Source organism: Brevibacterium sp. Mu109 (assembly GCF_900169375.1).
Taxonomy (GTDB): domain Bacteria; phylum Actinomycetota; class Actinomycetes; order Actinomycetales; family Brevibacteriaceae; genus Brevibacterium; species Brevibacterium yomogidense_A.
Genome location: NZ_FXZF01000005.1, coordinates 18,353 through 42,804 on the forward strand (window position 1 = coordinate 18,353; position 24,452 = coordinate 42,804).

Genomic DNA, 24,452 nt, shown 5'->3' on the forward strand with positions numbered 1-24,452 from the left:
TCACACAGAGCTGCCGCTCACAGCTGCGGGATGTCCGACAGCAGTGACTTCGTGTATTCGTGGGAGGGGTTCTCCAGCACGTCCTCCACGGTTCCACGGTCCACGATCACGCCCTTGTTCAGCACGTTGATATGGCCGGACACGTGCCTGGCCAGCGTGATGTTGTGGGTGACGAAGAGGATCGCCAGCCCGCGCTCCTCCCGCAGCGTGTTCAGCAGCGACACGATAGACGCCTGGACGGACACGTCCAGCGCACTCGTGATCTCATCGCACACCAGCACGCGGGGCGCGTTCACCAGGGCACGGGCGATCGCCGCACGCTGCCGCTCACCGCCGGACAGATCGCCGGGCCTGCGGTCGTAGAAGGACCGCCCCAGACGCACTGCGTCCAGCGCCTCTTCCACCGCTTTCTTGTGCTCGCTGCGGGGAAGCCGCTTGCTCATCTCCAGCGGAACGGTGAGCGACTCCCCGATCGTGCGTCGCGGGTTGAGCGACGAGAACGGCGACTGGAAGACGTACTGGATCTCCTGGCGGTGGTCGACCGTGCGCTTGCGCGTCGACTTCGCCAGCTCCTCGCCCCGGTACTTCACGGAGCCCGTGTACCCGTCCACCAATCCGGTGATGCAGCGCGACAGAGTCGTCTTGCCCGAACCTGACTCGCCCAGGATCATCGTGGATTCCCCCGGCTCCAGCGTCATGTCGATGCTGCTGAGCACGACGTTGTCGCCGAACTTCATCGCGAGGTCGCTCACCTGCAGCAGGTACGGCTCTGCCGCTTCCGTCGCCGAGGCCTCGGTCGCGGGAGTCGGTCCGGTCACCTCAGTCCTCGCAGCCTCGGACGCGGGCTCTGTGCCCCCGGCCTGGTCTGTGCGCCCGGCCTGGTCTGCACTCCCAGCAAGACCCGCACCCCCTGTCAGGTCCTTGCGACCGGCCAAGTCCGGCACTGCGGCCAGGAGCCGCTTCGTGTAGTCGTGCTGGGGCCGGTGCAGCACCTGCTGCGCCGGACCCTCCTCCACGAGCTCACCGCGCAGCATGACCGCGACCCGATCCGCCAGCTCCGCGACGACGGCGAGGTCGTGCGTGATGTAGAGGCTTGCGACATCGTGCCTGCGGGTCATGTCCCGGATGGTGTCCAGGACGTGTGCCTGTGTGGAGACGTCCAGTCCGGTGGTGGGCTCATCGAGGATGAGGACGTCCGGGAACATCGCGAACGCCATCGCGATGCCGATGCGCTGCTGCTGGCCGCCGGACAGCTGGTGGGGCCAGCGGCGCTGGTACTCGTCCGTCCCGGGCAGGCCCACGTCCTCGAGCACCTCCTTGACCCGCGCGCTGCGCTCGGCGGAGGACTTCCCGAACGCGTGGACGTCCAGGACCTCCCTGATCTGCTCCCCCACCCGGATGGCAGGGTTGAGGGACAGCGCGGGGTCCTGTGGGATGTAGGCGACGCGTGATCCCCGCAGCTCGCGGGTCTGCTCCGTGCTGAGCGATTCGAGGTAGAACGGATCCCCGTCTCGCGGGAACAGCTCGATCCCGCCAGCGGTGTGCTGGAGCCCTGTGCGGTAATGGCCCATGCAGGCGAGCCCTGCAGTGGTCTTGCCGGAGCCGGACTCCCCCACCAGTCCCAGGATCTGGCCGCGGTACAGCTCCAGCGAGATCCCCAGCAGGATCTCACTGCCGCCCACTGCTGACACTCGCAGGTCATCCATCCGCAGGACGGTCGACAGGCCCTCGGCCGTCTCTGCGGTCGTCGTCATCGCGGTACTCATGATTTCTCCACATTCGTCGAGGCCGTGGCGCGTGCGATCGCGTCGGCCAGCAGGTTCGTGCCGATCGTGAGGATCGCGATCGCGACGACCGGCAGGATCACGCCCCACGGCTGGATGCTCAGTGCGATGCGGTTCTCGTTGATCATCAGGCCCCAGTCCGCCGTGGGCGGCTGCATGCCCAGCCCCAGGAAGGACAGGGAGGCGATCGAGCCGATCGAGTACGTGAGCCGGAGTCCGGCTTCGACGCTCAGCGGCCCCATGATGTTGGGGACGATCTCACGGAAGATGATCCGTGCGCGCGGCACCGCGTACATCTCTGCGGCCCGGATGTAGTCCTCGTTGATGACGTTGAGTGTGGCCGCACGTGACACGCGTGCGATGCGGGGTGCGTGTGTGATGCCGATGACCATGATGAGGACCCAGCCCTGCGGTCCCAGCACCACGATCGCGAGCATCGCGAAGACCAGCTGCGGAATCGCCAGCAGCACGTCGTTGCAGCGCATGATGAGCGCGTCGACGGTTCCGCCGACGTATGCGGCCGTCATGCCGAAGGCCGCGCCGACGATGAGGCCGATCGCGGTCGCCGCCACGGAGTAGGTCACCAGCAGGGTTCCGCCTGCCAGGAACCGCGACGCGACGGAGCGACCCAGATCGTCCGTGCCGAAGAGGCCGGTGTTCTGGAAGGGCCGGTCGGCGAACGCAGTGGGCGAGTAGCCCGTGAGGACAGGAGCCAGCAGCGGGCCCAGGAAGGCGAGCAGGACGATGACGGCCGTGAGGAGGACGCCGATCCGCCCCTCCGACTGCGCCCAGACCCGCTGGACGACGTTGGTGGGCTTCGAAGCGGACTGCTTGAGCTCCGCTGCCTGGTCCTCACGGTGCATGCCGGACGGATCGACCACGGTGTTCTCACTCATGACGCGCTCCTCAGCTTGGGGTTGGACATGATGCCGACGATGTCGGCCAGCAGATTGACCACGACGTAGACGACGGCGACGATCATGGAGACCGCCTGCACGACCTGCACGTCACGGAAGGTGACAGCGTCGATGAGCGCCTGTCCGATACCGGGGTAGCGGAACAGGAACTCGACGACCACGACGCCGCCGGCCAGCCAGGCCAGCTGGATGGCGATCACCTGGGCGACGGGGCCCACGGCATGCGGCACTGCGTGGCGCATGATGACCTGCCGTTCCGGGACGCCCTTGAGCCGCGCCATCTCGACGTAGCCGGAGTCCAGGACATCGATCATCGTCGCGCGCATCATCCGTGCGATGTACGGAGCGACGACGAGCGCCAGGGTGATGGTCGGCAGGATCAGCTGCGATGGGAACATCCACACCTGCTGACCCGGCGGCGACATGGTCACCGCGGGCAGGATCTGGAAGACGGTCGTCGCGAAGATCGTCACGAGCACGATGCCGATGACGAACTCCGGCAGCGCCGCAAGCGTCAGGCTCACCCATGTGACCGCCTTGTCGCGGCGCTTGCCGCGGTGCAGGGCGGAGAAGATGCCGAAGCCCAGGCCCAGCGGGATCGAGATGACTGCGGCCAGCACCATGAGCACGAGGCTCGAGACGATCCGGTCGGAGAGCAGCGCACTGACGGGACCGCCGAAAGCGGTGGACATGCCGAAGTCGCCCATGAACAATCCACCCAGCCACAGGAAGTACCGCACGATGGCCGGCTGATCGAGGTTGAGCTGCGCCTGGAGTGCGGCCACGCGCTCCGGTGTGGCCTGCTGGCCGAGGATCGCGCGGGCGGGATCGCCCGGCAGCAGCAGTGTCGCGAAGAACACCAGCACGGACACTGCCAGGAGGATGAATACCGACAGGACGAGCCTGCGGAGGATCAGTTTCGCCATCATGAGACTTCACCCATCCAGTTGCGTCGGAATGTGTATCCGGACAGCGGCAGCCCCGTCGCGTTCTCGACGAACCCGCCCACATAGTTCTGGTAGGCGTCCGCCTGATTGCCGAATCCCCAGATGATGTAGCCGCCTTCTTCGTACAGCTGATGCTGTGCCTGGCGGATGAGCTCACCGCGCAGCCGCGGGTTGGTCTCCGACCGGGCACGGTAGAACGTGTCCGCGAAGTCCTCATCCGTGTACTGCGTCTCGTTCGTGCTCGATTCCTCGAGTGCGCACGATGTGGCCTGCGGGATGAAGTTGCGGGTGTACCAGAAGCTCTGGGCGAAGTCCCACGACAGGTAGTTCTCGCCGAAGAAGGTGGTGGTGTCGACGCGGCGGATGTCGACGGTGATGCCCGCGAGCTTCGCCTGCTCCGCGTACACCTGCGCCGCCTCGACGGCACCGGCCTGGATGGGCGCGGTCACCAGTTCGACCGTGAGGCCGTCGGGGTAGCCGGCGTCCGCGAGCAGCCGCTTCGCCTCGTCGATGTCCTGCGTGCGCTGCGGCAGGTCGGAGGGGTAGTCCGGGTCCAGCGGGGAGAACATGTCGTTGCCCAGCCGTCCGTGGCCGGAGAAGACCTGTTCGAGCATCTCCTCGCGGTCCACCACCAGGCGCATCGCCTGTCGCACGCGCACGTCGTCGAACGGCGCCTTGTCCACACGCATGGAGAAGGGCAGCCACATGCCGGTCTCAGAATTGAGGATGCGCATCCGCTCATCCGATTCGATGACGTCGACCAGCGAGAGGGGGATCTGGCCCACGCAGTCCACCTGGCTGGACAGGAGCGCGTTGATGACCGCGTCCGTGTCGTTGAAGTTCAGCAGGTGGACTTCGTCCAGGTAGGGGCCCTCGTCCCAGTAGTCGTGGTTGGCCTCGAGCACGGCGGACTGCCCGGGCTCGAACGACTTGAGCTTGAAGGGCCCGGAGCCGATCGGATTCTCCGGGTCGTAGCCGCGCGGCACGATCCCCATGGCGTACTGGCCGAGCGCGTCGTCCAGAGCACTGTTGGCCTCGTTCAGGCGGAACTCGACGGTGTGGTCGTCGGTCGCGACGACCTCGTCGAGCATCGACAGCTGCGCGGCGCCCGACTTCGGATCATCCGGGTTGGTGATCCGCTCGAAGGTGAAGACGACGTCGTCAGCGGTGAGCGGCTTCCCGTCGTGGAAGGTCACGCCTTCGCGGATCTTCGCGGTCCAGACGGTGCCGTCGTCGTTCGTCTCGAACGTCTCCGCCAGCCTGTGCTGCAGCTCGAACTCATCGCCGCGGATGAGCAGGGTGTCGTAGATGTTGATCACGCGCGCGGAGTCCCCGGAGTTCACCGGGATGTGCGCATCGACCGTGTCCGCGGACGAACCGCCGGACAGTCCGACTCGCAGTGCGCCGCCGCGCTGCGGCCCACCGCTCATGTCCACCTGGGCTGCGGGGCCGGGCCCGCACGCTGCGAGCAGCCCGACCGAGCCGACCCCGATGGCCCCTCCCAATATCCCTCTGCGGGTGAGCGCCTGCTCCACCCGTCTCAGTCCGGTTCCCGTTCTCATCGTGCCTTCCCTCTTCCTCACGTCGCCGGCTCAGCGAATCGCTCTCCGGCACACACCCAGCGGACACGGTCCGGGGACCGTCCCGCTCGGGCTCCTCTGTTCAGTCGTCGGTCGCGGCGCCGTCGTCGTGGTGCACGTCCTCGTGGTGCACGACGGCGCCGCTGGGCGTCAGATCCGCACGGCACGCCCCACCCAGACCGGCGGGGAGATCCGATGCTCCGCCGCCGAGGCCGCAGTCGCCTCCGGCAGCACCGTCGCCCGGCCGTCGGCCTGGCTGACATGGATCCCGAGGATCTCCTCCGTCGCGACGAGCTCGTCGCCCACGAACATCTCGTGGGCGAGGTGGAGCTTCTTCTGCGCGACGCCCACGACGTGGGTGCGCACTCGCAGCCGCGCGCCCTGGGCGACCTCCTGCAGGTAGCGGACGTGCGCCTCCACTGTGTAGAGCGAGCAGCCAGACTCCTGCCGGTAGTCGGGGCCCAGACCCAGTGCGTCCATCGCGGCATCGGTCGCGAAGCCGAACACCAGGACGTAGTAGCCCTCCGTCAGGTGGCCGTTGTAGTCGATCCAGTCCTCGAGGACGGGGGTCTCGTACGTCGTGAGGCTCATGCGGCGCCGCCGTCGGACCGCTGGCCGTTCGGCTGAGGGCTGGTCTGTGCGCCGGCGCCCTCCGCAGCCCCGGGCATGCTCGAGCGCAGTTCGCCGACGACCCGGCGGATGTCGATGATCGCGGCGTCGCGAGCCGCGACCAGGTCGTCGAAGGAGCGCCCGTCTGCCTCGTCGTCGCAGCCCGCGATGACCGCGTCGCGCAGCTCTGGTGTGAGCTCCGGTGCGGTGAGCCGGGTCCACGGGGAGAGCAGTGAGGGACCGAAGTGGTCGAGCATGTGGGCCATGCCGCCCTCTCCCCCGGCCAGTGCGAAGGTGAGCATGGGGCCCTGCAGGGGCCAGCGCAGTCCGGGACCGTCGGTGATGGCGCGGTCGATCTGGTCGACGGTGGCCTCGCCCTCGTTGACCATGTGGAGGGCCTCGCGCCACAGTGCCTCCTGGAGGCGGTTGGCGATGAAGCCGGGCACCTCGCGGTCCATCCGGATGACCGACTTGCCGATCACGTCGTACCACTTCGCGGCCCAGCCCACGGCGTCCGGAGCGGTGCGCTCGCCGCCGACGACCTCGACCAGGGGGATGAGGTACGGCGGGTTGAAGGGATGGCCGACGACCAGACGGTCGGCGATGCTCTCTTCGGCAGCAAGTGCGGCCATGTCCGTCATCGAGTAGCCGGAGGTGGAGGAGGCGATGACGACGTCATCGGCAGCCGCGCGGGCGATCCCGGCGAGCAGCTCCTGCTTCATCTCCAGGACCTCGGGCGCGGATTCCTGGACGAAGCCTGCGCCGTCCAGGGCCTCGGCCAGGTCCGTGTGGACGCTCCAGGCGTCCTTGTCCGCGCTCTCCGCCAGGCCCAGGCGGGTGAGCGCGGGCCATGCGGAGTCGATGAGGCGGCGAAGCTTCTCCTCGGCCACCGGGCTGGGGTCCCACACCCGCACCCTCAGTCCGCGGGACAGGAAGTAGGCGGCCCAGCCGCCGCCGATCGTGCCGGCACCCACGCAGGCGACGGTGTCGATGGAGTCGATATCGCGAATCTGCATCTCTCAGGCCTCCTTCGTCGCGGCGGAGGCGCCGGTGAGTGCGGGGTGGGTGGCGTGGCGGCTGGCGCGCTGGTCGACTGCCACGGGCAGGTCGAGCATCTCGCGGGCCTCGTCGGGCGACGCGACAGACGAGCCCATGCCCTCGACGATGCTGACCGCGCGTTCGGTGAGCTGCGCGTTCGTCCCCTTCACGCCCTTCGACAGGTAGAGGTTGTCCTCCAGGCCCACGCGGACGTGGCCGCCGGCCAGGACCGACTGCGCGACCCAGGCGAGCTGGTTGCGGCCGATCGCGAACGACGTGAACTGCGCGGTCTCCGGCAGCATGTTCACCATCGCGTGGAGCAGGCCCGCGTCCACGGGCGCGCCGTACGGGATGCCCTGGCACAGCTGGTAGAACGGCGGGTCGTCCAGGAGGCCCTCCTGGTGCATGACGTTCGCGAACCACAGGTTGCCGGTGTCGAAGATCTCCAGCTCCGGCTTCACCCCCAGCTCGCGGATGCGGGCGGCGCCGGCGCGCATCATGTCCGGGGTGGAGATGTAGGTGCTGGAGCCCTCGCCGAAGTTGAGCGTGCCGCAGTCCAGCGTGCAGATCTCCGGGCGCAGGGCCTCGACGTGCTTGAGGCGCTCCGTCTGGTTCACGAGGTCGGTGCCCTCGAGCTGAGTCGTGGGGTTCTCCGGGTCGATGACCAGGTCGCCGCCCATGCCCGCGGTCATGTTGATGACGGGGTCGACGTCGGAGGCGCGGATGAGGCGGGCGACCTCTGCGTAGAGCTCGGTGTCGCGCGAGCCCTGCTTCGTCTGCGGGTCGCGGACGTGGATGTGGATGATCGAGGCGCCGGCGCGAGCGGCGGCGATCCCGGAGTCCGCGATCTCCTGCGGGGTGACGGGGACGTGCTCGCTCTTGCCGGCGGTGTCACCGGCGCCGGTCAGGGCGCAGGTGAGGATGACGTTCCGGTTCACGGTGCGGTTCATGGTGGTGGTCCTTTCGGACGGAGTGGCTGAGTTTTCAGTCGGTGTGGCTGGTGTCAGTCAGAGGTCTCTGCCACGGGCGGTCCGACCTCAGATGGGTCTGCCCGACGACTGTCGTGTCTCGTCGTGGCGTCTGTGGCGTGATGTGTCTGGGGAGAGATGGGGGGCACATGCGCGGGCCCAGTGGTGCAGGGCCCGCGCCTCCTCGTCACGAGGAGTGCGCGTTGGAACGGTCCGCGGGAGGCGAGCCGTAGGGGCCCTGATGGTCGTCGTCGTCCATCCGGTGTTCGGGGGCCCGCTCTTCGTCGGTCCGATGTCCATCGGCGAGCAGTTCGTCGTCGATGTGGCCGAGCACGGCGGCGAGCATGTCCTGGGGATCCAGGAGTCCGGACAGCACGCGCACGCCCAGTCCGTCGATGAGTCCGGTGAGCTTGAGCACCGCCATGTCGAGCGGCTGGGGTCGGAAGGCGCCGGTGTCGATGCATTCGGCGACGATGTCGCGGATGGTCCGCTCCCAGCGGCCGTAGCTGTACTCGTGCTCCGTGCGGGCTGTTTCGCTGTTGGTGCCGGCGGCGGACCACATCTGCAGCCAGATCGACCATTCCCTGCGGGTGACGGTCTTCTCCGGCAGCTGGAGTCGGACCACTTCACGCAGGCGGTCGACGGGGTCGGCGATCTCGCCGAGCTCCGCGAGCTGGCGGTCGTATGCGAGTTTGACGCTGTACCGCATCGCCTCCGCGAAGATCTCCCACTTGTTCGCGAAGTGGTAGTGCACTGCGGGGGCCGATACCTCAGCGGCCTGAGCGATGTCGGCCATCCGCACGTGCTCGTACCCCCGCTCCGCGAACAGGGTCCAGGCCTCGACGACGATGCGCCGCCGGCGCAGTCCTCGATCCGTCGGGGAGTTCGTCATCTTGGCGGGAAGCGCTCCGGGCGACGGCGCGGCGGTGGATTCGCCATCGGAGTCCGTGCCGGTGAGCAGCCAGCTCACCGTCACACCGGTGACGGTGGCGAAGGAGAAGAGCTCATCCGGCTGGAAGCGACGTGCACCGGAGAGAGACTTCGACAGCTTCGTCTCGTCCAGACCGATCGCCCGGGAGACCTCACGCTGCGCCATTCCGGAATCACGGACAGCGGCACGGAAGCGCGCGGTCATCTCCGGCGCGCGCACATCACTCTGCTGTCCCATGTGGTCAACAGTAGAGGCTACTTGCGAGTATCGCAAACACTTGAGTCAGCTTCAGCAAGAATCGCAAGTTGTGGGGAGACATAATGCGGCCTGAGAGTTCACCACAAGTGTGGGTCAAGGGCGGCGGAGAGGAGCACTGAACGACTTCCACGAAAGACCAGAAGCCACTCGCACACAGACAGTGGATCAGGCGTCAGTCGCGACCAGCCAATATTGAGTGTCTGTCTCAGTGCACCCGTCAGGGATTATCGCGTTCTCCGGTGGCACCGCGAGCGCTCCCCCTCTGAGACTGATCACGTCACCGTCGGATAAAGCAGAGGTTCTCTCGTCCTTGCTGCCGAAGATGGGGATGAATGATCCTTCTATGTTCTCGCCACTGACACGAGTGCAGCCGTTCTGCGTCTCGATGGTTCCTTCCAAGAGAGCGGAGTCCCCTCCCTCGTCAATCGAGCTGCTCGCATAGGTCGCAATCGATTGAGGGACACCGGGAGATGAGCACCCCACACAGAGCAGTGCGATCGCCACCCACGCAGGTGAACCCAGAAGTACGTGGCGAGGAGTGTTCTTCACGGTTCCTCTGTCGAAGAGGTTCGCAGCCTGGAGTGCAGAAACCGCTCCAGTAGCGACAGGAGACCCCAGACGATCACCGCGACGGGGATCAGGACGAGTCCGTGCCCGCCGATAATGCGGGCTGCTTCGACGATCCCGCCTCCTGTCTCGTAGAAGAAGGTCACGACCCACATCCCGACGACGGTCACGATCATGCCCGTGAAGTAGATGCCCAGCGCAGCCCACAGTGCTCGGAGAGTGGAGAACGTGCTCCCGATCGGCACTTCTCGCAGAGGCCAGGCGAAGAAGGGTGCTGTGACGATGAGCCCCAGCAGCAGGAGGAACGCGTACCAGAGCAGGAAGATGGCGAAGCTGACGGGTGGAACGACAGCGGCGAGGATCAGCAGGATGGATACCGAGACTCCGTAGGGCAGCAGACTGGCCGCATACGCCTGCACAACACCCCTCAGCAGAGATGCCGCTCGAGGCTGCTCGCGGAACGAGCTCCCATCATCCGCGACAGCCCGGCCCCTCCCCCGCTTCAGCACATCTCCCACACCACGCCTCCTACAGCACAGGCCTCCGCGCGCCGTGGTCGGTGAGCTCCTCGAACGCCTGGGCGACCAGCAGCAGCTCCACGTCCTTCCCGGGTGCGGCGACCAGCTGCACTCCCACCGGCAGGCCGTCGCGCGTGAAGCCCGCGGGCACGGACACGGCAGGGCAGCCGGTCGCGGAGATGACCGTCGCGGCGCGCATCCACTCGAGGTAGTCCTCCATGGGCTTGCCGTCGATCGCCTCCGGGTACTCCAGGTCCGCGTCGAACGGCGCCACCGAGCTCGACGTGAGGACGAGCAGGTCGTGGTGTGCGAAGTACGTCTCGACCGCTCCCTGCAGCCGGGCACGTGCCGCATCCGCAGATATGAGCTCGTCCACCGTGAGGTTCAGGCCCATCTCCGTGTTCCAGACGACGGATTCCTTCACCTGATCACCGTGACGGCGCACCGTCTCGCCGTACCGCGCGGCGAACTCGTAGGCGCGGGTGACGCGGAAGACCTCGTCCGCGTCCCGGAGGTCCGGGACCATGCCGTCGACGTGACCACCGCCGATGGTGAGCGAGTCCGCCGTCCGGTCCACGACCTCGGCGACGGAGGGGTCGACCCGCAGCATCCCGCCCAGGTCAGTCGAGAAGCCGATCCGCAGACCGCGCAGGCCCGGACCGACCCGGTGCTCGCCGGGCCAGCGGAACTCGAGCCGGTCGAACACCGATCCGGGTTCCTGCACGGACAGCGGCGCACCGTCGGCCGGGCCGGAGGCGATGGACATCAGCAGCGCGACGTCACTCACCGACCGGGCCATGAAGCCCGACTGAGACAGCCACGACCAGGGGTTGCCGGGCAGCGCCTTCGGGATCCGACCGTTCGTCGGGCGCATGCCGACGATGTTGTTGAACGATCCCGGCAGCCGCAGGGAGCCGCCCATGTCCGACCCGTCGCCGGATGCCTGGACGCCCGCGGCGATCGCGGCGGCGGCGCCGCCTGACGAACCGGCCGCGGACTTCGTCGTGTCGTACGGGTTCACCGTCGTGCCGAAGAGCGGGTTGAACGTGTGCGAGCCGGCGGCGAACTCCGGCACGTTCGACTTGCCCGTCGTCACGACGCCTGCGGCACGCAGCCGCGCGATCACCAGCGCGTCACGGATCGGCACGTTGTCGGCCAGGGTCGGCGAGCCGTAGGTCGTGCGCATGCCTGCGGTGTCGTGCGTGTCCTTGTGCGTCATCGGGACGCCGTGGAGCGGGGTGAGGCGATCGCCGCGCGAGAACGCGGAGTCCGCGGCAGCCGCCTGCTCAAAGGCGCGCTCGTCGTCGCGCGTGACGACCGCGTTAAGGGTCGGGTTCACCGCATCGAGGCGGGCCAGGTGGTCGGCCAGCGCCTCACGGGCGGACAGTCGGCCCGAGGCGATCTGGGCCGCCAGCTGCCGCGTACTCAGCCAGGTGAGCTCGGATTCATAGGCGGACCCCTTCGCCGAGGTCCTGCCGGGAGTGACGACCCCGGCGCCTTCCGCTGCGCTCACGGCGGGCTCGAAGCGCGGCGCCTGCGCCGCCCCGCCGGTCACTTCGCCACCTGCGCGTTCCGACCGACCTGCGCGTCCTGACCGATGTTCTGACCCACGCGCGTGAAGAGCGCGGTGAGGCCGGCGCGGACGCCGGTGCGCAGTGTCGCAGGCACGTCGTCGGGGCCGAAGAACGGCGAGTGGTTGCCGCCGGGCACGCCGGTCTCGACGGTGCCTGCGGCGTAGCCGCCGAAGAACCAGTAGACGCCGGGCACTCCCAGCGAATCCGCGAAGACTCCGAAGTCCTCGCTCCCCGACACAGGTCTCGTCTCAGTCACGCTGTCTCCTCCCAGTTCCGCGGTGAGTGCGGCGAGGACCTCCGCCGCCTCTGTGTCGTCGTTGTAGCAGCGCGGGAACCCGTACATCCTCTCGACGTCGGGTTCCGGTGCGCCCGCGGCCTGCGCCTCACCGCTGATGATGCGGCGGACAGCGGCCAGAACGCGTTCCCGCACGTCCGTCTCGAACGTGCGGATGTTGAGCTCGAAGACCGCCTTCGCCGGGATGATGTTCTCCTTCACCCCTGCGTGGAACGTGCCGACGGTGAGCACCGCCATGTCCGAACCGGCGACCTCCCGCGACACGACGGACTGCAGCCGCGTCACCATGTAGGCGCCCAGCACGATCGGGTCAATCGCGTTCTCCGGCTGCGAGCCGTGCGCCTGCCTGCCGTGGACCGTCACGCGCAGGGAATCGGCCATCGCCATCGCGGTGCCGATCGACAGGTTGACGGTCCCGGCGACGCCCGGCCAGACGTGCTGGCCGTAGACGGCCTCGGGCCTGGGGACGCGCTCCCACAGGTCGTCCTCGACCATGGCTGCGGCGCCGGCGGCGGTCTCCTCGCCGGGCTGGAACAGCATGACGACCGTCCCCGTCCACGCGTCGCGGTGGCGGGTGAGGAGGCGGGCGATCTCGAGGCCGGCGGAGATGTGCGCGTCGTGCCCGCACCCGTGCATCACGGGGGTCACGGTGCCGTCGGGCAGGGTGCCGGTCGCAGTCGACGCGTACGGCAGGCCGGTGGCCTCCTCGATCGGGAGTCCGTCCGTGTCCGCACGGAATGCGACGACGGGACCATCGCCATTCTCGATGACGGCGACGACGCCGGTGCCGCCGACGGTCTGGGGCGCGAGGCCGTAGGACTGCAGGCGGACCGCGATCGCCTCTGCGGTCCGGTGCTCCTGCATCGAGAGCTCCGGGGCGGTGTGGAACTCGCGGTAGAGCTCGACGAGCGCGTCGAGCCCCTCCTCGAGACTCGAGGTGATCTCCGAAGGGAGGGCCATGGTGTTCCTCTCGTGGGGCGAACGGTTCATGGATGGCTGAGTGGCGGGCGAGGCACAGTACTCAGGCTATGCCCACTGTGCCCACTGCGTCATCGCCTGACCCGCCGCCCCGGCCCCTCCCCCTGAGCCTCTCATCGATTTGAGCCTCTCATCGATTCCGGTCTGGCGAACCAGGTGACCACGATCGGGAGAAGCACGACGGCGGCGGTGCCGCAGAGACTGCAGCCGCTTCGTGACCCTCCTCACGGTAACGCGGAACGGGGCGATCCGACAGGAAGGGTCCTGTGTTCGGGAAGGTTCTGTGTTCGGGAAGGTTCTGTGCCGAACCTGCCACACCTACAGCACACCTCCCACACGGCGCCGGAGTGGAATGGGGATCAACGACGACCACCCGGCGCAGTGGCAGATCCGTCCCGCCGGTCGAGGAGAGGTGATCCGTGCAGCGTTACCGACACGTACTCGGCCATGGCCGTTCATGCACCGCAGAGGACCCGCCGGCGGATCTCTACGGACTGCCCGCCCTGCCGCCGGACGAACCGATGCCCAAGCCCGCCCCCGCTCGCTCCGGCCCCGGTCAGCCCGGCTCCGCTCAGTCCAGCCCCGCTCAGTCCAGCCCCCGCCGGAGCAGGGTCCGCCCCGTATTCGTGTGGCTGGGTCTGGCAGCGGGCGTGGTGGCGACTGCGGCCTCGGCGGCGGCCTTCTTCTCAGCCTTCTGACTTGCCTCCTGACCTGCCGTCAGCCGAGGAGGCGCGCGAGCGCGGGGACCACCTGCGCACGAGTGAGCGGCGCGATCGTGAGGGCTGCAGAGTCCTCCGGCAGTGCGTCGGGGACGAACCAGGCGACGGAATCGATCTCCGCCTTCGGCCGGATCTCGTCGAAGTCGAATCCCTCAGGCATCCCCCGGTGGATGAACACTTCGCCGATGACCAGGTGGTCCGCCTCGTTCGCGGCCGGAGCCTCGAAGGTGCCGAGCTCCTCAAGGTCCTCAGAGGCGAGGGGAAGCCCCAGCTCCTCGTCGACCTCGCGGATGATCGTGTCGATCGGGGCCTCCCCCGGCTCGGGCTTGCCACCAGGCAGCATGTACGCGGCAGTGCCCCGCTTCCGCACCATGAGCATCGCGTCGCCCCTGCGCAGCACGAGCGCGCTCACGCGGATTGTGCGGATTGCTGTGCGGTCCCCCGGGCTGACGGCGCCGGGTGTCACATCAGTCGAGTCGGGCATCGAGCGGTCATCCTCTCCATATCGGCCGAGCCTCCACATCGGCGGACTCCCCATATCGGCAGACTCGCCACACCGGCAGAGCCTCCACATCGGCAGAGCGCCGATCTTACGCGGATGATGCGGATCTGCAACGCGATGCGCATTGGGTGGCCACCCTGTGCTCGCTATCCTGGGAGAACATCACATCGTAGAAACGGTCGCCGCACCGGTAACGTAGCGCACCGTGACCGGCCGATCGGCCACCGCCCGATCGTCGACCGGCAGACCATCAGCCTTCACAGCACCAACGCGCACCCGACAACTGGGAGAGAACAATGACCTACGGCAACCCCCCGTCCGACCCGTCTCAGGGCGGCCAGGGCCCCTACGGCTCAGGACCTTACGGATCCGGACCGTCGCAGCCAGCCGGACAGCCGGCCTCCGGACAGCAGCCGTACGGCCAGCAGCAACCCCCGCAGTATGGTTCACAGCCCGGTGGCCAGCAGCAGCCCCCTCAGTACGGTTCGCAGCCCGGTGGCCAGCAGCCGTACGGTTCGCCCCAGTACGGCGCACAGCCGTACGGATCCCCGCAGGGAGGAGCGCCGTACGGTGCCCCTCAACAGGGCGGGTCGCCGTACGGCGCTCCTCAGGGCGCAGGCGGGTACGGCGGTGCGTACGGCGCAGCACCGATGGGCGCCGGCTCCATCACGACGACGGTCCCGGGCGGGCCGCAGCAGATGGGCCCCGGCGGCGAACCCGCGCTGAGCCAGCCGCTCTACGGAGCGACCTTCATGCAGGCGACCAAGCGCTTCTTCAAGAAGTACGCGCGGTTCTCCGGGTACGCATCCCTCAGCGAGTACTGGTGGGCGATGCTCGCGATCGGGATCGCGATGCTGATCCCGACGGCCATCGCGATCATCGGCGTCATCATCATGTCCGCCGGCGCGGCGTCCGACCCCTACGGCTCCGCGGGCGGAGCAGGAGCCGCCATCGGCGGGATCCTCATGATCATCGGCTATGGCCTGCTGTTCCTCTTCAGCCTGGCCGTCCTCGTGCCATCGCTCGCGATCTCCGCGCGCCGCTTCCATGACGGCGGCTTCTCCGCGCTCTTCCTGCTCCTGTACCTCATCCCGTCGGTCGGATCGCTCGTGGTCCTCGTCTTCATGATCCTGCCGACCAAGGTCGAGGCTCGGAAGCCGGAATGGGACGATCCCAAGGGCGACTGACCGTCACAGCCAGGCGGAGAAGGCCGGGCAGTCCCCCGAAACCGCCGAGGTGCCGCCCGGGTTCGCATGCAGCGAACCCGGGCGGCATTCTCGTTCCCACACTCAGGCGTTGTCGGGGTGTCGGACGGTGCCGGGGTGTCGGATTCTCTGCAGACCCGCGCCCCTCTGCAGTGCCGCGCTTCCGGGTTATGTGTGGGTTCAGCTCTGGTCGTGACGGTGGGCAGACGGCATACTCAGGGAGTCTGCGTGACACTGAGATGTACCGGCATCTCTTGGGGCTCAACGAACATGGGCTCAACGCACCGCATGATGCCGTCGGTCGGTTACGTGTCCTCGGACTCCAGCACGGCGCTGGCCATCATCACGCCGAGCATGACGGGGCTGCGCACAGCGAGCGGGACCACTGGTTCATCGTTGACGAACTCAACAAGACCGGCCGTCTCCAGGCGGCGCAGTTCGTGCTGTGCTCTGAGGTGGAACAGCTGCGGCAGGCCGTCCCTGGGCGCTTGCACGATGTTAGAGTCCGGCACGATTGCTTCCATAATCCGTGCGATGGTCTGTGTCACGATGGGGCGAATCATCGGGCCCGCAGTGGTGAACAGGGGGTGGGTGACGATCTCGGCGACATAGACAGAGATGAGCTCATCGGCTATGTCCAGCGAGAGTGCCGCCGCGGAAGTGAGCGAATCGGCATGCGGTCCGGGACGAATTCTGGTGGAGGTCAGCTCGATCACGCCGGCTTCGTCCAGGCCGGTCCACCACGCCATCAGCTCAGGCAGCTCTTTGGCGGATTGCACGTACACTCGCTGCCGTTCAGACACCGGGCGGCCCAGTTCTTCAGCCAGTGAATCCCAGTCGGTGTGTGCTGGCCGTGTGGCGACCCCTTCGGCGGAGACGCCGATCATGGCCGCGACCGTTGCAATGTCGCGACGACGGGGTGCACCTGCCTGCGTGATCGGCTGTGAAGTCCCGATCCAGTTGAGCAGCTCCCGGGTGGCCGAGATTATGCGCAGCTCCGTCACCAGGGGGCGGCGTTGTTCGTCGTCTAGCTCTTCTGCTGCCTGTACCGCGTCCAGCACCGCAGCCGAGGCGTCGTCGTCTCCTTCCGCAGACGCCGTGAACACGTTATGGGCTTCCTCCCACCCTTCACGGTCCTGGTCGGTGTCCATCCGAAAGTGCACATAGTCATGCAACACCTCACACGCCCGCTCGGCCTGATGACGGGGATAGAACTCGTCGACCATGTCCCACAAGGCGACGAACTCGTCCGGTAGATGCGGGTCGATGCCCTCGGTCGTCGCCTGCTCAATGATCGCCTTCAAGACGGTGATCTTGGTTTCGGTGTTTCCCGTCGTGGCGCCCTGGTTGTTCTCGAGCCAGGCGCTGAACTCTGTGACGAAGTTCTGCGACGAGACCGCAGCGGCGGCCGCCGGACCGAACGCACTGCCCGGCGCTGCGGACGTGTGACTCGACCGTGCTGCTCCGGGCAGGTATCGATCCGCCAGCTGCGTGAAGTCAGTCTGCTCGTGCTCGGCGAGTGCGACCACAGACGCTGCGACCAGCAGTGCGCTGCCGTGTGCCAGTGCTAGGCCGCCGTGGTTGCGCATCAGGCTGTTCATCGAGGCGTAGGCGCGGCCTTTACGCGCCAAAGCCAGCAGATCCGGGGCGGCCGAACGGCCACGTCCCAGCTCTTGAGGCACACTCAGTCTCGCCAACGGTGCCTGAGTGGGCCCCTGGGAGTGCCACGAATCCAGCAGCTCCATGCTGGTGCCGATCAACTGTGCGGCGCTGGGTCGACGGGAGGTTGCGTCTGGCTCGATGGTGTCGAGGATCCGCCCGGCCCGAGCTGTGTTGCCCTGCTCCACGGCGTCGCTGATGTCTCGCAGTGTCGCCAGTGCCAGGGACCGCTGTTCACCCACGGCGGTGAACAGCTCCAAGTTGTGCCGTTCGGTGGCGTAGTCCAGGGCAACATTGAGCCGGTCAATGTCGATATCGGCGTCGGGGTCGTTGAGGTCAATACCTTCTTCGGCCAGCAGCGGAGCCAGTTCGTCCAGCATCTCGTCAGCCAGACCGGGCCGATGCACCACGCCAGCTCTCTGCATGGCGGCTTTGACTTCCGGATCGTCGAAGGGTGATTCAGGGTCAGCCACATGCAGAAGGATACCAGCGTCGTTCGGGCGAGCTCTTTCAGCGAAACCCCTTGCGGCGCCATGCGTTCGACTATAGAATAGAACTATTCGATCGTTGGTGATCGAGTCATTGAAGGAAGGGGAGCACGGTGCCCACCACAGACGGACTCCCTTCGAATGCCCACATCGCTCATGAACGCGGGATCTGCAGTATGTCGGACGTGCACGCCGCCCTTGCCCACGGGCACCCCGTTCTCGGAGATGTCGAGACGCTGCTGAGCAACCTGCACATCGGCACGTCCGGTGTCGACCAGACCTCGGTCACCCAGACGTCGTCCGAATCCACGCCGTCCCAACTCGCGGAGGATCTCTCCTCTCATGCGGCGATGATCGACCGGCTCCGAGCACACGAAATCGTCCACCTCGCCACCACCTCTCTGTCGTTGGCTCTGACCCGTCGTCGTTCCGAGGACCGGCTCGAGGATCTGCTCGCCGACGAGGAACCCGACGGCGCGGACACGAGCGCCTTCGCCGCTGCATCTGCAGTCGTCGCCACTCCCCTGAGCTTGGAGGACCCCGAGCGCTTCCTCACCCGCGCGGAGTATCTGCTCGAACGTGAGCACGAAGCCGTCCTCAACGTGCGGCTGAACGCGCGAACGGGTGACTCACGCCGTCGCCTCGGGCTCGCCCTCACCGCATACATCGGGATGCCGCTGCTCCTGCGGTCGATGCTCATCGGGCAGATCCGGTTCAATCGGTGGGAGGCTCTCACTCGCAAGCTCAAGCACCTGCCGCTCGCCCACCTGCGGGCCCTCGATGCATTCCTCGCCGGACTGGATCCCCGGTACTCGCTGGGGCAGTTCCTGCGTCATGCCGCATCGTTCCTCGCGCAGTTCGAAACCGAACCCGTCCTCGCTGCCCGGGCCAGGGCAGATCGCGATGTGTGGGTCGAACATCTGCCGGATGGCCTCGCGGTCCACTGCATGAAGGGCCCAGCACCCATCATCGAAGCGCATCACGCGGCGACGAAGGGCACGGCCAGCGCGATCTTCAGAAACCAGCTGAAGAGCATGGCGGTCACACTCGTCGACCGCCCCGGGCATGCGGGGAACGGTGATGCGTCCGAGCCCGATGGACTACCCCGAGCCGGTGCGCGGCCGAACTCCGGTGATCAGCTCGACGCGGGTGAGGTGCTCGCCACTGGTGAGCTGCCGGACCTGAGCGATCTGTCCGTCGCTGACCAGCGCACGCTCCGGCAGCTGATGTTCGACCTCCTCATCGGCGCTCGGCCTCGCACGCAGACCGTCGTAGAGCGGGTGACCGCTGAGGGAGAGACGACCGAGCGCTACCACGTCGACGTCGTGTGCCCTGACGACGCCACGGTCCTTCGCAAGCAGGCCACGGTCGTCGTGACAGTACCGATGACCACGCTCCTGGGACTCGACGACAGGCCGGGGACCATCGCCGGCGAGCCGCTCCCGGCGGACATGGCCCGCGCCATCGCCGCATCCTCGAAGACCTGGTACCGCATGCTCACCGATCCGGCGACCGGACAGGTGCTCGACGAAGTCGCCCTCAAGTACAAGCCCGACAAAGCCACCCGGCTGTCGGTGCTCGGGAAATGGCAGACCTGCACACTGCCCGGGTGCAGCAGACCTGCGCAGGAATGCGAGATCGACCACGGCGTCCCGTTCAACCACGAGCACCCCGAACTCGGTGGCCGGACGGAGCCTGCCAATCTGCATCCGCTCTGCAAGTCGCACCACCAGGCGAAGACGGAAGGACGGATCCGCATGCGTCGCACCGGTCACGACCAGGTCGAGTGGCTGCTTCCCCTGGGCACGACGGCCACCACGGTCGCGCCCTCCGTCGACGACGGCGGCATTCTCACGGCTGCGTGTGCGCCGGCGGACACCGCCGAACGGCGGAAGTCTCGGAGTGCGGTGGAAGAACGACTCGTCCGAGATCCACTCACGCACCGCCGCACCGCAGACGCCGCATTCGACCAGGCGGGGAGGGAGTTCCTCGCGGCAGAACGTGCCCGGGAGGAACGACAGGCCGCCAGGGCGAAGGAACGAGTCCCCCTCATCGAGGAACAGAAGAGGGTGAGGCAGTGGTCAGAAGCGACGACCGCAGACCTGCAGAACAGGGAAGACCGGGTGCGCGACCGCGAAGCCGCGGCGTGCAGGAGGGAACGGACCCTGGCTCGCGACGAACGGCTCGCATCACTCCAGCATTCCCGTGCGGAATCGCAACTGGCAGAAGCCAAGCGACTATCCGCAGCAGCGAGGCACCCGTCTGATCAGACGCAGTCGACACGACGAGCGCGGTTCCGGACCATCATCCCCATGAGGACGGAGGAGTTCGACCTCGGGAACGGAGTGACCAGCAGTCTTCATTCCCCTGTCTTCTTCGGGGCCGAGCCGCTGGGCGACGGCGTGTCGAAGGACCACGGTCTGTCAGCGGCCGACAAGTCGATGGCGACCGCGATCCATGATGCATTCGCTCGAAAGCAGATCGTCATCGACTGCAGCCGCGTGGATCAGAGCCTCATCCTGAAGCCGCCCCGAGAACCACGGCCCACGGACGGCTTCGACGACGGTGAGCCACCGTTCTAGCACGGAGGCCAGTCCCAGCACACAGGACAGGGCCCCGGTTCCCACAGGAACCGGGGCCCTCGCCAGCGCGAACTATGCCGACCAGCGGTCGGACGCAGTCACACGGTGAACGCGGTCACACGGCGAACATCATGCTCAGCGCTTCTTGAAGACCAGCTGCTTGTTGACGAACTCGTCCATTGCCAGCGGTCCCAGCTCACGGCCGACACCCGAACGCTTCACGCCGCCGAACGGCAGGTGCTCACGCGTGCCCTCCGGCGTGTTGAGGAACACCATCCCCGCCTCGATCTTCGAACCGACGCGCTCCGCCCGCTCCAGGTCGTCGGAGAACACCGCGGAACCCAGACCGAACGGCGTGTCATTCGCAAGCGTCACGGCCTCTTCATCAGAGCCGACCTTGAACAGCATGAACGCCGGACCGAACAGCTCCTCGTGGTACCCGCGCATTCCGGGCTTCACGTCTTCGAACACGACCGGCTGCACATACGAACCAGCAGTGTCGTAGTGGTCACCGCCGGACAGCACCGTGGCACCGCCGGCCTTCACCGCGTCGACCTGCTCCATGAATCGCTCACGCGCTGCAGGCGAGGACAGCGGCGACAGGCCCGTGTCACCCGTCGACGGATCAGCCGGCGTCGCAGACTTCGCGAGACTGGTGAGCTCGTCGCGGAACTCGTCGTAGATGTCGTCCATGACGATCATCCGCTTGGGCGAGTTGCACGCCTGGCCGGTGTTGCCCATGCGGGCCTGGAAGAACGTCTTCGCGGACTTCTTCACATCCGATGAGTCCAGCAGGAGATACGGATCGGAACCGCCCATCTCCAGGACGACCTTCTTGAGGTTCTTGCCCGCCGCGGCAGCGACCGCGGAACCGGCCCGCTCAGAACCGGTCACGGACACACCCTGGTTCTTGGGCGACGGCAGGATGATGTCCGCGACCTGCTCGTTCGTCGCGTAGATGTTGATGTACGCATCCTTCGGCACACCCGCCTGGTGGAAGATCTCCTCCATGACGGCCGCCGACTTCGGATCCTGCGGCGCGTGCTTGAGCATGATCGTGTTGCCCAGCGCCAGGTTCGGCGCCGCGAAGCGCGCCACCTGGTAGTACGGGAAGTTCCACGGCATGATGCCCAGAAGCGAGCCCACGGCCTTGCGACGCACGAACGCCTCTTCGTCCTCGCTGGTGCCGCGCAGCTGCTCGTCGGCCATGAACTTCTCCGCGTGGTCAGCGAAGTAGCGGTAGATCAGCTGGCAGAGCTTGATCTCACCCTTCGCCTCCGGGATGGCCTTGCCCATCTCCATGTTGATGATCTCTGCGAGTTCATCGGAGCGCTCGCCGTAGATGTCCGCGACCTTCGTGAGGATCGCAGAGCGCTCTGCCACCGTGGTCTCCGACCAGCTGGTGAACGCCGCCGCGCTGCGTTCCTGCGCGTCGACGATCTGCTCGTCGGTGGCAGTGGGATATGTTTCCACGACTTCGCCGGTTGCCGGGTTGAGGACCTGATAGTTCGACATTGACTGCTCCTCCTCGTGGGGTACGAACACAATCGGCGAACGAGCCGACTAGTGTGGTCCCCACGTTAGGCGGGTCACACCCCCCGGAGCAAAAGGCAGACAGCGGATATGGACGCCCGCGTCTATCGACGTGAGAAGACTCTGTCACGCAACGGCTGCCGAACCCGACCCCGCGGATCCGTACGAGAACGGCCACGGAACCGCACGAGAACGACCGCTCGAAGAGAACACCCGCACGAGAACGACTGACACGCGATCGGCAACGGAGGACCCATGTCACGCACCGAGGATCTGGCACGCCACTACTACACCGTCGTCGACGCCGGCGACGCGGACACGACAGTGGCCCTCTTCGCGCCGGAAGCCACCTACGATCGCCCCGGCTACGACACGCTCACCGGTCCGCAGATCGGCGAGTTCTACCGCGGCGAACGCGTCATCGTGTCCGGCGCCCACACCGTCACGGAGATCATCGCCGATGGCCGGCGCGCCGCGATCCGCGGCACGTTCGACGGCGTCCTCAAGGACGGCGCAGAGGCGCACGAAGGCTTCGCGGACTTCATGGAGTTCGACGACAAGGATCGCATCGCGAAGCGCACCACGTACTTCTTTCGCGCCGCGGTCTGAGACGGCCGGGTCTCAGGGCAACCCCACCACCGCCGAGGCCCCGGTCCCGGTGCGGGCGAGGCCCGGGTCCCGGTGCGGGCGAGGCCCCGGTCCCAGTGCGGGTCCGTCACCTCACTCGAACTCGCCACGGTCGAACGCGTCTCACTCGAACTCGCCTGCCCGCTTCCGAAGCTGGAGGATCTCCTCCTGGATGCGGTCGCGCTCGCGGGCGATCTCCGGCCGCGGCGGCAGTCCGTAGGCGTCCTCGGCCTGTTCGAAGACCTCCGCCATCCCGTCGTCCGCTAGGTCCGGCTCGTGCAGATCGATCGCCGCGAACGACGGCCCGATGTGCTCCATGAAGCCGCGCAGACCGTGCTCTCCCCCGCCCAGGTGCATGCCTTCGAGCGGGCCCACCGCTGCCCAGCGCAGCCCCAGTGAGCCCTTCACGACAGCGTCCAGGCCCTCGGCGTCGACGACACCGGTCTGCACCAGGTGGACCGCCTCCCGCAGAATCGCGTTCTGCAGGCGGTTGCCGACGAACCCGCGCGCCTCCCGGGCCAATGCGACCGGCTCGCGACCGTACGCCCTGTAGATCTCGAGCGCCCTGGCCACCGACCCCTGCGCGGTCCTCTCACCGGGCACGATCTCGACCAGCGGCATGATGTGCGGCGGGTTGAACGGATGCCCGATGAGCATCCGCGCGGCGGCATCGTCCGACAGATCAGCGGCGATCCGGGTCGGCAGGATCGCGGACGAGGACGAGACGAGCAGGGCGTCCGATGCAGCGGCCTCGGCGAGTTCGACGAAGAGCGCAGCCTTCGCGTCCGGGCGCTCCGGACCGCTCTCCTGGACCAGCTCGGAGCCGTCCGCAGCCTCGGCCGCCGAGGCCGCGAGGTCGACAGCATCCGGGCTGACTCCGGCGGAGGCGACGGTCGCGTTCACAACCTCGGCCAGATCGGGCCGGGGGTCGAAGACGGTGACGTGCGAACCATGGGAGGCGAAGAGCCTCACCCAGGACAGCCCGATCGTCCCTGCCCCGATGACAGCGACCCGAGACGGAACCCGAGACACGACCCGAGACGGGACCCGAGGCTGGGACGATGCTGGGTTCGGGACGCTGGTTTCCATCCCTCCACACTACGTCCGGCGGCGAACCGCCTCGTGTCCTGAGTCAGTGGCCCACTGTCAGTGGCACAATATGGACATGGAGACGCACGTCACGCAACCGGTCAGCCAGGAGCACCTCGCCGCCGCGGAGGAGGAGCTCCGGGAAGCTCTCGACAGCGCGGGCATCGATGTGCGGATCATCGAGTCCGCTGAAGCCGCAGCAGAGGCGTCCCTGCTGCTCGACGAGGTCTGGAGCGTGACAGGTTCCGGCACGACGGTGCTGGAGCCCAGCCTCTTCATCGCCCTTGCGCACGCCAAGAACTACACGGCCGCAGCGTATGACCGGAGCAGCGGGCTCATGCTCGGCGTGACCGTGGGATTCTTCGCCGCCCCCGTCGGGACGTCGATGCACTCGCACGTCGCGGGTGTGCGGCACGAAGCGGTGGGCCGCGGCATCGGCGCCGCGATGAAGCTCCATCAGCGTCTGTGGTGCCTGGAGCACGGCATCACGCGCATGTCGTGGACGTTCGACCCACTCATCGCGCGCAACGCCTACTTCAACATCGCACGCCTGGGCGCCCTTCCCTCCGAGTACCACCCGGACTTCTACGGTCAGATGCGCGACGGCGTCAACGCCGGCCACGCCTCCGACCGCGTGTTCGTCGAATGGGATCTCACTGCGCCTCGCCCTGCCTCAGAAACGGGCTCACCCTCAGAGGCGGGCTCACCCTGGGACGCAGACTCACCCTCAGATTCAGACTCATCCTCGGAAGCACGCACACCCGACGGGACCGCGCCCAGCGAAGCAGCTCCGCATTCGCACGGGACGTCGCCGGATGACGCCGTCGCGGCCGTGCGGATCGATGCCGACGGCCGCCCGCTCGAGTTCGACGTGCCGCGCGAGGCGACACTGGTCTCCATCGAGATGCCCAGCGACATGGAGACGCTGCGCGGCACAGACTCGGAGCTCGCCTCCCAGTGGCGGGAAGCCGTGCGCCGGGCGTTCCTCGAGCTGTTCGACGACGGGTGGGAGGTCACCGGCTTCCGCCGCAGCGGCGCCTACCTGCTCACCCACCCCTGAGGGGCGGGAGGTCCGCAGCCCTCC

Annotated in this window: 20 protein-coding genes; 5 read left to right on the forward strand and 15 right to left on the reverse strand. The window is 67.4% G+C overall.

Annotated features, from left to right (window positions below):
- Nucleotides 1-17 precede the first annotated feature (17 nt).
- The 11 genes from BSP109_RS04185 to BSP109_RS04235 all read right to left on the reverse strand — a co-directional run bounded on the left by BSP109_RS04185 (nt 18) and on the right by BSP109_RS04235 (nt 12,946).
- A complete protein-coding gene (locus tag BSP109_RS04185; protein WP_101599476.1) occupies nt 18-1,766 on the reverse strand; it encodes an ABC transporter ATP-binding protein in 1,749 nt (582 codons plus the stop codon).
- On the reverse strand, nt 1,763-2,680 hold the full coding sequence (locus BSP109_RS04190) for an ABC transporter permease (protein WP_257944549.1): 918 nt from the start codon (nt 2,678-2,680) through the stop codon (nt 1,763-1,765). Before BSP109_RS04190 ends, BSP109_RS04185 begins: the two co-directional genes overlap by 4 nt.
- Nucleotides 2,677-3,627 (reverse strand): ABC transporter permease, encoded by a 951-nt coding sequence (locus BSP109_RS04195; protein WP_101599565.1) that lies wholly within the window; start codon nt 3,625-3,627, stop codon nt 2,677-2,679. Before BSP109_RS04195 ends, BSP109_RS04190 begins: the two co-directional genes overlap by 4 nt.
- Nucleotides 3,627-5,210: an ABC transporter substrate-binding protein gene (locus tag BSP109_RS04200; protein WP_101599477.1), complete on the reverse strand. Its 1,584-nt coding sequence runs from the start codon at nt 5,208-5,210 to the stop codon at nt 3,627-3,629. The genes BSP109_RS04195 and BSP109_RS04200 overlap by 1 nt, the downstream gene beginning before the upstream one ends.
- A gap of 168 nt (nt 5,211-5,378) precedes the next feature.
- Nucleotides 5,379-5,819, reverse strand: a complete 441-nt coding sequence (locus tag BSP109_RS04205; RefSeq protein WP_087005497.1) for a thioesterase family protein — start codon at nt 5,817-5,819, stop codon at nt 5,379-5,381.
- A complete protein-coding gene (locus tag BSP109_RS04210) occupies nt 5,816-6,853 on the reverse strand; it encodes a 3-hydroxyacyl-CoA dehydrogenase NAD-binding domain-containing protein (protein WP_101599478.1) in 1,038 nt (345 codons plus the stop codon). The genes BSP109_RS04205 and BSP109_RS04210 overlap by 4 nt, the downstream gene beginning before the upstream one ends.
- A gap of 3 nt (nt 6,854-6,856) precedes the next feature.
- The gene (locus BSP109_RS04215) at nt 6,857-7,813 is read right to left on the reverse strand and encodes a 3-keto-5-aminohexanoate cleavage protein (protein ID WP_101599566.1); all 957 of its coding nucleotides are present in this window, start codon (nt 7,811-7,813) and stop codon (nt 6,857-6,859) included.
- 217 nt (nt 7,814-8,030) lie between these two features.
- Entirely contained in the window at nt 8,031-9,011 is a 981-nt protein-coding gene (locus tag BSP109_RS04220; RefSeq protein WP_087005503.1) for a TetR family transcriptional regulator C-terminal domain-containing protein, read from the reverse strand.
- 566 nt (nt 9,012-9,577) lie between these two features.
- Nucleotides 9,578-10,117: a hypothetical protein gene (locus BSP109_RS04225; protein ID WP_146001079.1), complete on the reverse strand. Its 540-nt coding sequence runs from the start codon at nt 10,115-10,117 to the stop codon at nt 9,578-9,580.
- 10 nt (nt 10,118-10,127) lie between these two features.
- Nucleotides 10,128-11,672, reverse strand: coding sequence for an amidase (locus tag BSP109_RS04230; RefSeq protein WP_101599480.1), 1,545 nt, complete (start codon nt 11,670-11,672; stop codon nt 10,128-10,130).
- Nucleotides 11,669-12,946 (reverse strand): amidohydrolase, encoded by a 1,278-nt coding sequence (locus BSP109_RS04235; protein WP_101599481.1) that lies wholly within the window; start codon nt 12,944-12,946, stop codon nt 11,669-11,671. The genes BSP109_RS04230 and BSP109_RS04235 overlap by 4 nt, the downstream gene beginning before the upstream one ends.
- 437 nt (nt 12,947-13,383) lie before the next feature.
- Between BSP109_RS04235 and BSP109_RS16880 the strand changes: the two genes are divergently transcribed.
- On the forward strand, nt 13,384-13,662 hold the full coding sequence (locus tag BSP109_RS16880) for a hypothetical protein (protein ID WP_146001080.1): 279 nt from the start codon (nt 13,384-13,386) through the stop codon (nt 13,660-13,662).
- A 19-nt stretch (nt 13,663-13,681) separates the two neighbouring features.
- Here BSP109_RS16880 and BSP109_RS04240 read toward each other — a convergent pair whose 3' ends face one another.
- Nucleotides 13,682-14,167, reverse strand: a complete 486-nt coding sequence (locus BSP109_RS04240; protein WP_101599482.1) for an NUDIX domain-containing protein — start codon at nt 14,165-14,167, stop codon at nt 13,682-13,684.
- Between the two features lie 314 nt (nt 14,168-14,481).
- On the opposite strand from BSP109_RS04240, the gene BSP109_RS17880 reads away from it, so the two are divergent.
- A complete protein-coding gene (locus BSP109_RS17880) occupies nt 14,482-15,372 on the forward strand; it encodes a DUF805 domain-containing protein (RefSeq protein WP_308297904.1) in 891 nt (296 codons plus the stop codon).
- Between the two features lie 323 nt (nt 15,373-15,695).
- On the opposite strand, the gene BSP109_RS04250 is transcribed toward BSP109_RS17880, so the two are convergent.
- Entirely contained in the window at nt 15,696-17,522 is a 1,827-nt protein-coding gene (locus BSP109_RS04250) for a hypothetical protein (RefSeq protein WP_101599483.1), read from the reverse strand.
- A gap of 191 nt (nt 17,523-17,713) precedes the next feature.
- On the opposite strand from BSP109_RS04250, the gene BSP109_RS04255 reads away from it, so the two are divergent.
- Nucleotides 17,714-20,119, forward strand: coding sequence for an HNH endonuclease signature motif containing protein (locus BSP109_RS04255; RefSeq protein ID WP_101599484.1), 2,406 nt, complete (start codon nt 17,714-17,716; stop codon nt 20,117-20,119).
- 135 nt (nt 20,120-20,254) lie between these two features.
- On the opposite strand, the gene BSP109_RS04260 is transcribed toward BSP109_RS04255, so the two are convergent.
- The gene (locus BSP109_RS04260) at nt 20,255-21,634 is read right to left on the reverse strand and encodes an NAD-dependent succinate-semialdehyde dehydrogenase (RefSeq protein ID WP_101599485.1); all 1,380 of its coding nucleotides are present in this window, start codon (nt 21,632-21,634) and stop codon (nt 20,255-20,257) included.
- Between the two features lie 273 nt (nt 21,635-21,907).
- On the opposite strand from BSP109_RS04260, the gene BSP109_RS04265 reads away from it, so the two are divergent.
- A complete protein-coding gene (locus BSP109_RS04265) occupies nt 21,908-22,261 on the forward strand; it encodes a nuclear transport factor 2 family protein (protein ID WP_101599486.1) in 354 nt (117 codons plus the stop codon).
- A gap of 141 nt (nt 22,262-22,402) precedes the next feature.
- On the opposite strand, the gene BSP109_RS04270 is transcribed toward BSP109_RS04265, so the two are convergent.
- Nucleotides 22,403-23,368 carry a 3-hydroxyacyl-CoA dehydrogenase NAD-binding domain-containing protein gene (locus tag BSP109_RS04270; protein ID WP_101599487.1) on the reverse strand — a complete coding sequence of 322 codons (966 nt, stop codon included), beginning with the start codon at nt 23,366-23,368 and terminating at the stop codon, nt 22,403-22,405.
- A 76-nt stretch (nt 23,369-23,444) separates the two neighbouring features.
- On the opposite strand from BSP109_RS04270, the gene BSP109_RS04275 reads away from it, so the two are divergent.
- Entirely contained in the window at nt 23,445-24,428 is a 984-nt protein-coding gene (locus BSP109_RS04275; RefSeq protein ID WP_101599568.1) for a hypothetical protein, read from the forward strand.
- Nucleotides 24,429-24,452: the final 24 nt, after the last annotated feature.

Coding starts and splice junctions, on each gene's coding strand:
- BSP109_RS04185 (WP_101599476.1), bottom strand. CDS start 1,766: ATGAGTACCGCGATGACGACGACCGCAGAGACGGCCGAGGGCCTGTCG.
- BSP109_RS04190 (WP_257944549.1), bottom strand. CDS start 2,680: ATGAGTGAGAACACCGTGGTCGATCCGTCCGGCATGCACCGTGAGGAC.
- BSP109_RS04195 (WP_101599565.1), bottom strand. CDS start 3,627: ATGGCGAAACTGATCCTCCGCAGGCTCGTCCTGTCGGTATTCATCCTC.
- BSP109_RS04200 (WP_101599477.1), bottom strand. CDS start 5,210: ATGAGAACGGGAACCGGACTGAGACGGGTGGAGCAGGCGCTCACCCGC.
- BSP109_RS04205 (WP_087005497.1), bottom strand. CDS start 5,819: ATGAGCCTCACGACGTACGAGACCCCCGTCCTCGAGGACTGGATCGAC.
- BSP109_RS04210 (WP_101599478.1), bottom strand. CDS start 6,853: ATGCAGATTCGCGATATCGACTCCATCGACACCGTCGCCTGCGTGGGT.
- BSP109_RS04220 (WP_087005503.1), bottom strand. CDS start 9,011: ATGGGACAGCAGAGTGATGTGCGCGCGCCGGAGATGACCGCGCGCTTC.
- BSP109_RS04235 (WP_101599481.1), bottom strand. CDS start 12,946: ATGGCCCTCCCTTCGGAGATCACCTCGAGTCTCGAGGAGGGGCTCGAC.
- BSP109_RS04240 (WP_101599482.1), bottom strand. CDS start 14,167: ATGCCCGACTCGACTGATGTGACACCCGGCGCCGTCAGCCCGGGGGAC.
- BSP109_RS17880 (WP_308297904.1), top strand. CDS start 14,482: ATGACCTACGGCAACCCCCCGTCCGACCCGTCTCAGGGCGGCCAGGGC.
- BSP109_RS04255 (WP_101599484.1), top strand. CDS start 17,714: ATGTCGGACGTGCACGCCGCCCTTGCCCACGGGCACCCCGTTCTCGGA.
- BSP109_RS04260 (WP_101599485.1), bottom strand. CDS start 21,634: ATGTCGAACTATCAGGTCCTCAACCCGGCAACCGGCGAAGTCGTGGAA.
- BSP109_RS04265 (WP_101599486.1), top strand. CDS start 21,908: ATGTCACGCACCGAGGATCTGGCACGCCACTACTACACCGTCGTCGAC.
- BSP109_RS04270 (WP_101599487.1), bottom strand. CDS start 23,368: ATGGAAACCAGCGTCCCGAACCCAGCATCGTCCCAGCCTCGGGTCCCG.
- BSP109_RS04275 (WP_101599568.1), top strand. CDS start 23,445: ATGGAGACGCACGTCACGCAACCGGTCAGCCAGGAGCACCTCGCCGCC.